8 protein-coding genes are annotated in these 13,210 nt (G+C 56.9%); 4 read left to right on the top strand and 4 right to left on the bottom strand.

All coding sequences use genetic code 11. The features are described 5' to 3' along the window. Window positions 1-244 precede the first annotated feature (244 nt). The 4 genes from GSQ62_RS07315 to GSQ62_RS07330 all read right to left on the bottom strand — a co-directional run bounded on the left by GSQ62_RS07315 (window position 245) and on the right by GSQ62_RS07330 (window position 7,902). Window positions 245-1,099 carry an endonuclease/exonuclease/phosphatase family protein gene (locus GSQ62_RS07315; protein WP_161888900.1) on the bottom strand — a complete coding sequence of 285 codons (855 nt, stop codon included), beginning with the start codon at window positions 1,097-1,099 and terminating at the stop codon, window positions 245-247. Between the two features lie 110 nt (window positions 1,100-1,209). Continuing rightward, window positions 1,210-3,009, bottom strand: a complete 1,800-nt coding sequence (locus tag GSQ62_RS07320) for a RagB/SusD family nutrient uptake outer membrane protein (RefSeq protein ID WP_237587053.1) — start codon at window positions 3,007-3,009, stop codon at window positions 1,210-1,212. Window positions 3,010-3,020: 11 nt separating this feature from the next. Then, window positions 3,021-6,575 (bottom strand): TonB-dependent receptor, encoded by a 3,555-nt coding sequence (locus GSQ62_RS07325; protein ID WP_161888901.1) that lies wholly within the window; start codon window positions 6,573-6,575, stop codon window positions 3,021-3,023. Between the two features lie 283 nt (window positions 6,576-6,858). Next, complete coding sequence (locus tag GSQ62_RS07330; RefSeq protein ID WP_161888902.1) at window positions 6,859-7,902, bottom strand: FecR family protein; 1,044 nt, start codon at window positions 7,900-7,902, stop codon at window positions 6,859-6,861. A 219-nt stretch (window positions 7,903-8,121) separates the two neighbouring features. Here GSQ62_RS07330 and GSQ62_RS07335 point away from each other — a divergent pair, with 219 nt between their 5' ends. The 4 genes from GSQ62_RS07335 to GSQ62_RS07350 all read left to right on the top strand — a co-directional run bounded on the left by GSQ62_RS07335 (window position 8,122) and on the right by GSQ62_RS07350 (window position 13,069). After that, window positions 8,122-8,727, top strand: coding sequence for an RNA polymerase sigma factor (locus GSQ62_RS07335; protein ID WP_161888903.1), 606 nt, complete (start codon window positions 8,122-8,124; stop codon window positions 8,725-8,727). A gap of 270 nt (window positions 8,728-8,997) precedes the next feature. Next, window positions 8,998-10,869: a sodium:solute symporter family transporter gene (locus GSQ62_RS07340; protein WP_161888904.1), complete on the top strand. Its 1,872-nt coding sequence runs from the start codon at window positions 8,998-9,000 to the stop codon at window positions 10,867-10,869. A 265-nt stretch (window positions 10,870-11,134) separates the two neighbouring features. After that, complete coding sequence (locus tag GSQ62_RS07345) at window positions 11,135-12,013, top strand: inositol oxygenase family protein (protein WP_161888905.1); 879 nt, start codon at window positions 11,135-11,137, stop codon at window positions 12,011-12,013. A gap of 249 nt (window positions 12,014-12,262) precedes the next feature. Then, window positions 12,263-13,069 carry a phosphatidylinositol-specific phospholipase C/glycerophosphodiester phosphodiesterase family protein gene (locus GSQ62_RS07350; RefSeq protein WP_161888906.1) on the top strand — a complete coding sequence of 269 codons (807 nt, stop codon included), beginning with the start codon at window positions 12,263-12,265 and terminating at the stop codon, window positions 13,067-13,069. Window positions 13,070-13,210 lie beyond the last annotated feature (141 nt).

Here is a 13,210-nt window from a genome sequence, read left to right on the forward strand (position 1 = left end):
GGGGCCGGATTTACCGGGTGGCCGGAACGAATTTTTGAGGGCCTGCAGAGCAACGCGTCGGAATAAACGATAAACGGGAATGCCTCCGGCCTTTTGGGAATAGAAAAATTATTCTTTCCAAAAAGCCCGGAGGCACTCCCGTTTTATCCGGAGCCTAACCAATGGTTGCTCTTACGCTGCTATATATAACTCAGCAGGCATCCCGGCAAGTTGAGGTTTTCGTCGGAAGCAAGCCCTCTATCCCTTACTTCCCGGCACCGTACGTCAGCTCTACCAGAATCGGGAAATGGTCTGAGGGGAACTTGCCGTGGTAGGTGTCGGTGAGTATGCCCCACTTGTTGACTTTGAAGTTGTCGGTTACGAATACATGGTCGATGATTTCATCCCGGTCAGACTGCTGCTTGAACCCGTTGAAGGAGGCGTTGTTGGCATAGGGGTGCTCCACCTCCTTGTATGTGTCCTTCAGCAGGTCGGAGTTGGCGAGTGTCTGATACCATTCGCTGGCGTGGTCGCCGTTGAAGTCTCCGGTCAGTATCACAGGCTCTTTCCCGGCAATCTCCTTTATCTTGCGCAGCATGAGCTTGCTGCTCTCTTTGCGCGCCTGCATTCCCTGGTGGTCATAGTGGACATTAAAGAAATAGAACTTCTTTTTAGTGTCCAAGTCCTGCAGGTATACCCAGGAGGCGATGCGGTTGCAGCAGGTGGCGTCCCACCCGAGGGAGGGCTTGTCCGGTGTCTCCGACAGCCAGAAGTCTCCTTTGTCCAGCACCTTGAACCTGTCCTTCTTGAAGAAAATGGCGGAGTGCTCGCCCTTTTCCTTTCCGTCGTCCCGGCCTGCCCCATAGCGGGCGTACTGCGGCAGGGCCTTATTGATGTCGTCGAGTTGGTTCTTCAGCGCCTCCTGCGTCCCGAACACGTCAAAGTCATGGAATCGGATCAGCTCCGCGACCACGGGTGCCCGGTCTTTCCACAGGTTGCCGGTGTCCCCGGGGTTGTCGTACCGCACATTGTACGAGCCGACCGTAAGCTGCTGGGCGTAGGCCAAAGTTGTGACGCCACAGAGTACCACAAGAGAAAAAAGAAATCGCTTAAAATTCATATATGTTCTGATTTGAGTTTCTGTACAATCTATGCATTTTGATGCTCCCCTGAAAGCGCCGGATTAGAATTGTAGTTTCATCCGGCACTTTCAGGGGAATACACCAGGGATTACCAGCCTGGGTTCTGCCCCAGTTCCGGGTTCAGGAGCCTGTCCCTCTCCGGAATAGGATAGAGGTAATACTTGTCGTCCCAGACCCTTGGGATGTTGGCGAGCCAGGTCAGTTCCCCGTGCGTGTCTTCTGACAGCCGCTGCGGGTTCGGGCTGCCCCCGCTCAGCGTCTCCGAAACGTTGACGTAAGTGACACCCGGCAGCGGGTTTGCGGGCATTGTCTTGTAGAAGCTCACGTCCAGCACGCCGTCTTCGTTCAGGTCGAGCGGCTGGTTGAGCCCGGGCACGTAGAAGCCGTTCCATACCATTTCCATGAGTTCTCCCCGCTCCCACCTGACGATATCATCGAACCGGAAGCCCTCCAGGGCCAGCTCGATGCCCCGCTCCCTTCGCACCTCCAGCAATGCCGGGTCCGAGATGTTAGGGAAATAGTTCGCCTGCAGGTAAGGGTCGGCCACCTGTGGCTTTGTTTCCAGCCCTCCGGTGATGCCTGCGCGCTGCCGCAGCGCCCCGATGGTCATCGCCCAGTCTTCATCGGTGAAGGTGCCCAGTTCTGCCTTTGCCTCCGCATAGTTCAGCAGCACCTCGGCAAAGCGGATGATGGGGATGGAGTTGGTGTTCCGGCTCCCGCCGTCAAAGTAAGTGTCGTCCAGCGTCCACTTGATGGGCTGGTAGCCTGTGTAGGTGTAGGAGAAGACAGGGGGCGCTGGCACGGGAGTGCCACCGTTAATCCTTTTGTAGTCGCCTGTGCGGATGGTTTGCGCCAGCCGGGCGTCCCGTCCCTCCACCTCCTCCGAAAACAGCATCGTCTCGTGTCCGGGCGTGTCGGTAAACGGTGTGCCGTCTTCTTTCAGGTAGGTATTTACAAATGTCCGGATCAGGCTCACCCTGGCACCGTACGTGGAGCTGGTCCACCACCAGTTGGCGTCGTTGAACACGCTGAGGGCAGGGTCCACCACAGCCGCCAGCATCACTTCAGACGCAACAGGCGTTTGGCTCGTGAAGAGCTGCCGGTACGCATTTTCCGCCCCCCCGGCTGTGTTCAGGCTGAAGCCGCTCTCCTGCATCACCTTTTCCGAGGCGGCTACAGCCTCCTGCAGCCAGGCATCCGCCGAGCTTCCGAGTTGCTGGTCCGTATGATACTTCCGGAAGGTGCCCTCGTACAGGCACACCCTCGACTTGAAGGCGTAGGCAACATATTTGGTTACCAGGCTGCGGGTGTCATCGTCGGTGGTGGCAATGTTCTCGCAGGCATAGTTCAGGTCCGCCAGCACGGAGTCCATCACCAGCGCGCGCGGGTCACGGCCATTGTACAGCTCCGGATCGTCCACCGCCATCGGCTTGCTGATCCAGGGCACATCGCCGAACCGCTTCACCTTGTCGAAGTAGAACCAGGCGCGGAAGAACCGGGCCAGGCCCATATAGTGGCTCCGCACCGCCGGGGAAAGGGCCGGGTCGTTGTTGTTGGCGATGAAGTAGTTGATGTTGCGCAGCTCTCCCCAGTCCCAGCCAGAGCTCTCGCGGGGCCCGAAGGCGCCTGGCCTCAGAAAATCTGGCACCTGGGTTCTGGCGGAATAATCCGCCATGGCATCGCCCCGATGCACGTCGTTGGCGCTCGGCAGCACATTGTAAAAAGAGTTGGCATATAATTCCAGGCCTCTCTCGCTGCTGAACACGGCTTCTTTTGTGGCGGTGGCCACCGGCGCCTGGTCCAGCTTCTCGCACCCTGCCAGAAATGTGCTGAAGAGGACGAGCCACATTAATCGCTTCTTCATGATGGTATATAGGAATTTATTCATCTTTCTTCAGTTTAGAATGTGAGGGAGAGGCCCATGCTGACGCTTTTCAGGATAGGGTAATTATACCCGTTCCCGCTGGTGCCGCTGGTCAGTACCCTGTCAGACCCGTTGATGCTTTCTACGTCCAGGTCCCTGGTGCGCTTGTAGAGCGGTGACCAGGTCCAGAGGTTCTCCCCTGACAGGAACACTCTGGCATTGCTCATGCCTGCCTTGCTAACAAGCGCCTGCGGAAGCATATAGCCGACCTGGATGTTCTTCATCCGCACATAAGCCACGTTCTGCAGGTATTTGGTCTGCACCTGCGCCAGCTCGCCGGAGCTGTTCTGCGCCACATACCCCCTGTACCTGGGGAGATAGGCATCGGGGTTCTCCTCCGACCATATGTTGCCCAGTTGCCACTCAGGCAGTTTGTTATAGGGTCTGTTGTACTGCCCCCAGAAGGTCGAGGCTTCCCTGCCCGGGTACCAGTCCTGCTTTGCCACCCCTTGGAAGAAGGTGGTAAAGAAGAAGTTGTTCCAGTCCAGCCCCAAGTTGACGCCATAGGTATAGCGCGGGGAGGAATTGCCGATGATCTTTCTGTCCCCCGGGCTGTCCACGGTGTTGTCCCCGTCGTTGATGACGCCGTCGTTGTTGATGTCCGCGAACTTGATGTCGCCGGGCAGCAGTTGCCCGCTGGTAGACGCCCTTATCAGCGCCTGCGACGGGGAGTTCGCGATGTCGTCCTGCGAGGTGAAGTACCCCTCAGTTACATAGCCCCATATCTCGCCCACGGTCTGTCCTGCATAATAGTCGCTGAGGCGCCTCTCCGGGTTGTTGTACTTGGTGATTTCGGCGGTGTAGTCCGCCAGCGTCAGACGCAGGCTGTAGTTCAGGGGCTTGGAAGCGACATGGAAAACATCCTGCCAGTTCAGGGCCATTTCCCAGCCTTTCGTCTCCAGGTCAGCGTAGTTCCCTTTTGGTACCGCTGTTCCGAAGACGGCGGGAAGCGTCATGCCCACGGTAAACATATCGGTCGTCCTGCGGATGTAGGCGTCCCCGTTGAAGGTCAGCCGGTTCGACAGCATGCTCAGGTCCAGGCCCACGTTCTGCGTGGTGGAGGTTTCCCAGGTCAGCCCGTCCGGGATAACGCCCGGCTGGCTTGTCTGCTGCGGCCTCACGCCGTTCAGCACCCTGCCGGACTGGGAGATGCCGAATTGCTCCTGAAAGGCGTAAGAGGCGATGTTGCCGTTTCCGAGCGAGCCGTAGGAGGCCCTGAGTTTCAGTTCTGAAATCACATTGGGAGACACCTTCCAGAACGGCTCGTTGGAGACCCGCCAGCCGACGGAGAAAGACGGGAAGAAGGCGTAGCGCTCATGCGCCGGGAACTTGGAGGAGCCGTCGTACCGGCCGCTGGCCTCCAGCAGGTAGCGCTCCCTGAAGGAGTAGTTGAGCCGGTAGAAGCCCCCGGCGATGTTCCAGCGCTCCCAGCCGCCCCCTGTGCTGATGGACTGCCCCAGGGCCAGGTTGATGTCCTCTGCCCCCTCAAAGATCAGCCCGTTCCGCTGCGTCCGCAGCCCCTGGTAAGTGGACTGCTCGTAGTTGTAGCCGGCCATGGCTTTGAAGTAATGCGCATCGCCAAAGTTGGTCTCATACTCGCCATATATGTTGGAAGCCATATACCGCGTCTCCCGGTAGGTCTCCTGTATGTCGTTCGTGTTCGTGCCCACGTACTCAATCACGCCCGGAATCCTGCTGTAGGGAACCGGCACGCGTATCTGCGTCTGGTCGTCATCCATATTCTGGAACGTAAAGTTGCCGATCACCTTGAACTTGTCGCCGGGCAGGCTGGCGGTGAAGCCTGCCGTGTTCCGGATGATGCGCTCGTTCATGTCGATGCCGTTTTTGCCGTACCAGAAGTCGCCGACCGTATAGGCTGCCGAGTAGGTTAGTGTGCCGTCCGGGTTGAACATGGGCACCATGGTGTGCCCCTCGTCCGCGATGTTCCGCCAGATGCCGCCGCCCTCGCCCACGTTCAGCGGGTTGTGGTAGGTCATGTTGGAGTAGCTGGTGTTGTTGTCGATGCGCAGCCACGGGAACAGCTCGATTGAGCCTTTTGCCCTGAAGTTGTACATCCGGTAATCGTCGGAGTTGTAGCGGAAGAGGCCGTCCTGGCCGAAGTACCTGCCGGTGACGTAGAAGCTCGCCTTCCCGCTGCTGCCGGAAACAGAGAGGTTGTGCTCGGTGGCGCTGGTATGGTCTTTATAGAGTTCCTCAAACCAGTCGGTGTTGCCATAGTACATATACTCGCCGTTGGGGCCTACCTCCACATCCGGCAGGCTGGGGTCATTCGCCCGACGCTCCAGTTCGGCCAGGTACTCCTGGGAGAACTTCACCGTCTTGTTCACGTTCTGCGGCGTCTGGGAGTAGTCGTTCCAGGCAGTCCAGCCTTCGTTGAACATCTTGGCAAATAGGTAGCCGTCTGTCACGTAATCCGGAACGGCAGTCGGGGTTTTGATGGCGTAGTTACCTGAGTAGGTGACGCTTGTCTTGTCTTTGGAGGGGTCCTTGGTGGTGATGAGGACCACGCCGAATGCCCCACGGGCCCCATATATAGCCGCCGAAGAGGCATCTTTCAATACCGTGATGCTGGCAATGTCGTTGGGGTTGAGCAGGCTCGGGTCGCCTTCCACGCCGTCAATCAGCACCAAAGCGCTGCCGCCCTGCCCGATGGAGGTGGTTCCCCGCACGTTAAAGGTCGGCGACTGGATGGGCTTTCCGTCGGTCGGGACCAGGTTGAGGTTGGGCAGCACGCCCTGGAGCCCCTGGGCAAGGTTCGGTACCGGGCGGTTCTCGAACACCTCGGCCGTCACCTGGTCCACGGCGCCCGTGAGGTTGGCTTTCTTCTGTGTTCCGTAGCCCACCACCACCACTTCTTCCAGCGCTTTTGCATCGTCCTGAAGTGTCACGTTTATCGTGGTTCTGTTGTCGATGGGCACTTCCTGCGCCTGGTAGCCTATATAGGAGAACACCAGCGTGCCGCTGCCATCGGGCACCGCTATGGTGTAGCTTCCGTCGGCGTCGGTTGGGGCGGCGATGGAGGAGCCCTTCAGCAGCACCGTCACGCCGGGCAAGCCGGTACCGTTGCTATCTGTCACGCGCCCGGTCACCGTTACCTGTGCCTGTGGCCTGGCGGTGGGCGGGCTCACTGGCTGCGCCGCCCCGGTCTTCGCGAGCCGGATATGGATGTTGTTGTTGATGAGCTTAAATTCCAGGCCGGCCTGCGCTGCCACCCTGTCCAGCACTTTATCCAGCGGCTCGTTGGTGGCCCTGACGGTTATCGCCTTTCTGCTGCGCAGCACATGCTCATCAAACGTGAAACGGAAGGGGGTCTGCTTCTCAACGCTGCTTATGAAATCCCGCAGGGGGACCTCCGTCAGTGATAGCGTCACCCTTGCCTTTTGCAATTCAGCCACTGAGGCGGCTGTGTCTGCGGCGGATGCAGCGAGCACCGTAGCCAGCAGCAGCAACGCCACGGCCAGGGCTCTTCCGGCTCCCCGCTTCAGTAAGTGGTAAAAATCGTTTTCCATAAATTTCAAGTGTTTAGTGCAAGTAAAACTGTTAAACAACAGCCCCTCGGCAGGAAAATGCGGCAACAGGTTCCTGGAGGGGCAAAGCAGCCAGACCTATCCCGGGACTGGCTGCTTTTTCATTCGGCCTCGTCTTCCATATATGGTATGTTAAGGATTAAGTATGTCATCAGACCTAACCACAGCGCGTTTTCCTGCGATTTCCCTTTTTTCAGGGACAAAATTACGCCTGTGCTGTTATCCTAGTGTTGGCTGAACGTTGCCTTTGCGTTAACATGCCCGCTCAGTTTTGCCCGGTTGGCCGGTGAAACACAATCTTTACCTGGTTGCCTGTCCGTTGGTGGGTGAAGTCTTTCACAAAGCCGATGCCCTCCAGCACCCTGCCAAGCGGCTCGTTGTCATACTTCCCGGTGTAATTCCATGCCTTATCCGGTACCCCGCTGGTATCTACTTCTATCTTCACCCCATACCAGTTCTCCAGCTTTCTTATGGTTTGTTCCATGTTGTCCTGCCTGAAGTTCAGCACCCCTTGCCTCCAGCCCAGCACCTCGCCGCCGTCGAAAGGGGCGACTGCAGCGAGGTGCGTTATCCTGTTGTAAGAGAGCTGCTGCCCCGGCGCCAAGCGTGCAATTTGCCGCTGCTGGCCCGGTTCCTGCTTATCAACCTTCACCACGCCCGTGGCCAGCGCCACCGTGGTGGCCTTATCGTAGGGGCTGTAGTTGATGTTGAAGGAGGTGCCCAGTGCCTGGGTGGAGATGTTGCCGGTATGCACCACGAACGGGCGGAGGCTGTCTTCGGCCACCTCAAAAAAGGCCTCGCCCCGCAATTCTATTTCGCGCTTGGCGCCGGCAAAACCTTTGCGAAAGGAGACGGTGCTGTTCGAATTTAATTTGATAACAGAGCCGTCCGGCAGGTTGATGGTTTTCTTGACACCGGGCGCGGCCGCCACGGATACATATACAGCAGGTGCTGCAGTGGGTCGGGAGGCATACTGCACGAGCGCCCAGATAAGGCATAGCGGCAATAAAACAGCAGCCGCTGCCTTAAGCCAGAACTGCGGCTGTCGCAAGGGCAGCACATGGGCTTCTGTCCTACTGTTCTGCTGCTGCGACTCCTCTATTTGCGCCCTGATTCCACTGAAAATCCTGTCTGGCTCGTGCGTGTCGCCCGCAGTTGCCTCCCCTTCTCCGGCCACCTGCCACAGGGCCTGCAGGTCCTGCTCCTGCTCCGGCTCCAATCTGTTGTCCCGGAACCACTGCAGCACAGCCTGCACCTCCTCCCCGGTGCATTCGCCTCTGTAAAACCTGTCGAGCAAGCCCTTGTCCATCTGTTTTCAACGGTGTTTATATATAACTTACACTTGAAGCGCACCCGGCACCACCTCTCCAAGAAAAAAATTAAGCACTCACTTTTGCAGTTGTGCATATTATCGTCTACTTTAATATATAAATATTCTCAGGGCTGAATTATATATAGCTGTGCCTGCCCAGGATGTATTATCCGACCCAGTAACAAGCTTATGATGGATACAGGAAGCAACGCATGTTTGGCGAGTACCATAGCCGCCCTCCGGAAGGGCGATATGGCTGCCTTCGAAAATCTGTACCAGGCGCTCGGACCGAAGCTATATGCCTTCGCCCTGCGCCTTTGCGGGCAAAAGGAGGATGCCGAGGAAATCGTGCAGGAGGTGTTTCTGAAAGTGTGGGAGCGGCGGCACCTGCTGGACGAGGGCCAGAACCTCGACGGCTACCTGTACAGCATAGCCCGGAACATGGTGTACAACAGGGCGAGGCGCCGGGTGTATGAATTTGCCTTTACGGAGTATATGGCCGCCACAGGCACAGGAACAGGCTGTTTTACGGAGGAGGCGGTAGCTTACAGGGATTTGGTGAAGCTGCTGGAAGAAGCCTGTGCCACGCTCCCCCCCGTCCGGCGTCGGGTTTTCGAGATGAGCCGCCTGGAAGGCAAAAGCAACAGCGAGATTGCCCAACTGCTGCACACCAGCAACAGCAACATCGAAAACCACCTGAACAAGGCACTGAAGTTCATCAAAGAGAGATTCAGAGACTACGAAACTGCTTACGCCCTGCTGCTGCTTGTCTTTTTACCCGATGTATCAGCCAACCTGCCTTTGGTGGCTATGAATGCCTGAGCAAAACCATAAACCTATCTATAACTCCCGCCGAACCTTGAGCCAAGCAGCAATAGACAACACACCCGTCCGCAAAGTTCCCGGCAGCCCGCAAGCGGCAGCCTCCTGTACCCGCACCGCCCCGGCTTCACCGGGAAAACAAGACCACTCGCGGCTTCACTCAAGCCAAAGCCCGGTCAGTTTGCCTCTATACGCGCGCTCCCCGCCGCGACACCACCAAACCAGGTTATGTATGCCCTTTCAATCAACTGCTGAAAAAACCCGCGCTTTATGACGTCGACGCTCTCTACGCTTGATTATATTGTTTTTGTGCTGTATGCCGTGATTATCGTAGCCCTGGGCCTTTGGGTGTCGAGGTCTGAGAAAGGCGTGCAGAAGACAGCCCAGGATTATTTCCTGGCCGACAATTCCCTCACCTGGTGGGCCGTGGGCTCCTCCCTGATTGCCGCCAACATCTCCGCCGAGCACTTTATCGCCATGTCGGGCTCCGGCTACGCCATCGGGCTCGCCATCGCCGCCTACGAGTGGATTGCCGCCATCGCCCTGATAGTGGTCGCCAAGTATTTCCTGCCCGTTTTTCTGGACAAGGGGATCTACACGATGCCCCAGTTTCTGCAGGAGCGGTACAACAAAGGGGTGAGCACGGCCTTTGCCATCTTCTACCTGCTGGTGTACGTGTTCGTGAACCTGACGGCGGTGAGTTACCTGGGCGCGCTGGCGCTGGAGAAAATAATGGGCGTGCCGCTTACTTTCGGCATCGTGGGCTTGCTGGTGTTTTCGGGTGTCTACTCCATATATGGCGGCATGAAAGCGGTGGCCTGGACGGACGTGGTGCAGGTGATTTTCCTGGTGGGCGGCGGGCTTATCACGACCTATATCGCCCTGGATGCCGTGGGTGGGGGTGACGGCGTTTTTGCTGGGTTTGCCCATATATACGAACGGGCGAGAGACCATTTTGTCATGGTTGTGCCGGAGGGCCGGATAGCGGTGCCCGACGGCGCGGGCGGCACGAAAGACGCGTTTCAGGACCTCCCCGGCCTGGCCGTTATCCTGGGCAGCATGTGGCTCACCAACCTGGGCTTCTGGGGCTTCAACCAGTTTATCATCCAGAAGGGACTGGCGGCGAAAAGCATCACCGAGGCGAAACGCGGGCTTCTGTTTGCGGGCTACCTGAAAATCCTGATACCGCTGATCGTGGTTATTCCGGGCATCACGGCCTACGTGCTCTTCAACGACTACAGCCCCGGCGAACTGGCCGCCATCTTAGGCAAACCGCTGGCCGCTGTCGGCACCATCGAAAAGTCGGATGAGGCGTACCCGTGGCTGTTGAAGAACTTTGTGCCTTCCGGCTTCCGGGGGCTTGCGTTCGCGGCGCTGGCCGCCGCCGTCGTCTCGTCGCTGGCCTCCATCATCAACAGCACGTCCACCATCTTCACCATCGATTTGTACAAGACGTTCTTCCGGCCGGCGGCCGAAAGCAGGGAGTTGGTGCGCGTAGGAAGGCTGGTGGCCGTCCTGGCCCTGGCCATCGCCGCCGTGGTTGCCCCACAGTTGCAGACGCTGGACCAGGTGTACCAGTATATACAGGAGTACACCGGCTATATATACCCCGGCACCATCGTGGTGTTTGTGATGGGGCTCTACTGGAAGCAAATGACACAGAACGCCGCACTCTGGACAGCCATTGTCACCATTCCGGCCGGGATAATCTTTAAACTCATATACCCTGAAATGCCCTTTATCCTGCGCATCGGCTACGTTTTTATCTTCCTGTGCGTGCTGGCCTCGGTGATCAGTTTTATGGAGCGGGGAAGGAAAGTAAGGGTGCCTAAACCGGAAGGCAACCGGTACAAGCGCCTGCTCCAGACGAGTTATATCCTTTTTGCGCTGGCCTTTGTTTGCTTTGTGATCGGGGTGCTTTACTCCGCCGAATACAGTTACCTCGGCCTGGAGTCCATCTATACCATGTCCATGATCTTCCTGATGCTCGGCATTATCGTTTACACCAACACCCGACTGGACACGGCCGACAAAAAAGCGATTATCTCAGACCCGGTGCTGTTCAAAACGCAGTCTGGCTTTAATGTAGCCGCCGCCGGAATACTCGCCATTATCGGCACGCTGTATTACTTTTTCTGGTAGGCGGCCAATGAAAGGCCCGCCATTTGGACTTATGGCGGGCACGAGCAACCACGGTTTACGATGGCGGCTGGAGATATATGCCGCGCCGCGTTCGCTTTTATTCCTTCCTGGAGGGTGAGGTTTCCGGTACCCTAATCGACGGATTAGCTGAATTTTCGTAGTTCATGTTAATTAATACAGGGATTTACAGGATTAAATATTTTAAATTCAGTACATTAGGTTATATAACTGGTAAAAAATACTTTCATTTTAAAAACATCACACTATGAAAGCCATCAATATAGACGAAAAGAACCCCTTGGAAAGCCTGGATGTCTGGGAGGAGGACCTGCTGGAACGCTTCCCTGATCCGGAAGACAAAGCACCCGGCAAATCGAAGGAGGAGTACCGCAACTATGAAACGCCTGCCCGCGAAACGGTGAAGGAGTTTTACCGCCTCAACCACCTGCACCAGTCCTACGACTTTGTCTTGCAGAAGGAGAAGGAGTTCCTGAAATTCGACAAGAAGGAGATGCCCATATGGGATGCCTTCACGTTCCTGAACCAGTTGGTGGACGACTCTGACCCGGACACGGACCTGGACCAGATGCAGCATCTGCTGCAGACCTCAGAGGCTATCCGCGCCGACGGCCACCCCGACTGGATGGTGCTGGTGGGCCTGCTGCACGACATGGGCAAAGTGCTGTGCCTGTTCGGGGAGCCGCAATGGGCCGTGGTAGGAGACACCTTTCCGGTAGGCTGCGCTTTCTCGGACAAAATCGTCTATTCAGAGTTTTTCAAGGATAACCCGGACTACAACGACAGCCGCTACAATACCAAGTTCGGGGTATACAGCCCGAACTGCGGCCTGCGCAACGTGCATATGTCGTGGGGCCACGACGAGTATGTGTACCAGATGATGAAGGACCACCTGCCGGAGCCCGCTTTATATATGCTCCGCTACCATTCGTTCTACCCGCAGCACCGCGAAAATGCCTACGACCACCTGCTGGACAGCCACGACCGGGAGATGTTTGAGTGGGTGCGGCTCTTCAACCCGTATGATCTGTACTCCAAGACCCCGACGCCCCCAGACTGGAACAAACTGCGCCCCTATTACGAGGACCTGGTGGCGAAATACCTCCCGCCCACACTCAAGTTTTAGGAGTTATATATAAGTTCGCGGAAGCGTTGCGGCCATAGCCCGTACTTATTAAATCCGGAAGCAGGAAGTGCATTTGTGCTTCCTGCTTCCGGATAAGTTGCGGCTGCGCCAGCGCTCCGTGATTTTTAGGGATAGCGGGCAGAACAAACAGCTCGCCGCAACCTTCCCTGCACTGAGTCGCGAAGGTTTGCCTCTATATATAACCCACAGACATTTCACTATATAAACGAAGTCTCGACCACACCCCTGATGTTCGCCAAAAAGACATTTCTCCCGCTCCTGCTTCTCATTTTTATATGGCAGGGCCTGTACGCCCAAAAGCTTTACACGGCCGCCAACGTGCATGCCCACAACGACTATGAGCAGCCCGTGCCCTTTTTCGCGGCTTATGACGCTCAGGCAGGCTCGATAGAGGCCGATGTGTTCCTGAAAAACGGCGCGTTATATGTGGCGCACGACCCCGGGGACATCCTGCCTGACCGCACGCTGGAGGCGCTTTACCTGAAGCCCCTCCAGAAAAAGATACAGCAGAACAACGGAGCGCCCTACAGCCTGCCGGAAGCAAAGCTGCAATTGCTGATTGATTTGAAAACGGACGGGAAAGCAACGCTGCCGGTGCTGGTGAAAACGCTGGAAAAATACCCCGGGATAAGTCAGAACCCCGCCGTGCAGGTGGTGGTCAGCGGCAACAGGCCTGCCCCGGCCACCTGGTCGCAGTACCCGGATTTCATTTATTTCGACGGCAGGCCAGGAGAAACATATACCCCAGCAGAATTAGAGCGTATCGCCTTGTTCAGCGACAGTTTCCGGAACTATACCCAGTGGAGCGGCGAAGGGCCGATTGCCAAAGAGGACCAAGCTAAAATGGAGCGGACGATTGACAGCGTGCATCAACTGGACAGGAAATTCCGCTTCTGGGCAACGCCCGACAATGAAGCATCCTGGCAAACACTGCTGCGCCTGGGGGTGGATTATATAGGCACGGATGACGTGGCGGGCTTGACCAGCTATCTGAAAGATGTACCGGCTGATGCGCCGCGTCGCAAAGAACCTTAAACGGCTCCCTCACCTCATCCCACCTCAGTCATACACAGGCCCTGGAGGCGGGGCCGTTTCATCTCTACTTTTGTCATCCTTTACGGATCTTGTGGGCAAGTGGCAAGTGCTTGCCTCCTCGGAAAGTCCCTTCTGTATCAC

The sequence above is a fragment of the Pontibacter russatus genome (assembly GCF_009931655.1).
Taxonomy (GTDB): Bacteria; Bacteroidota; Bacteroidia; order Cytophagales; family Hymenobacteraceae; genus Pontibacter; species Pontibacter russatus.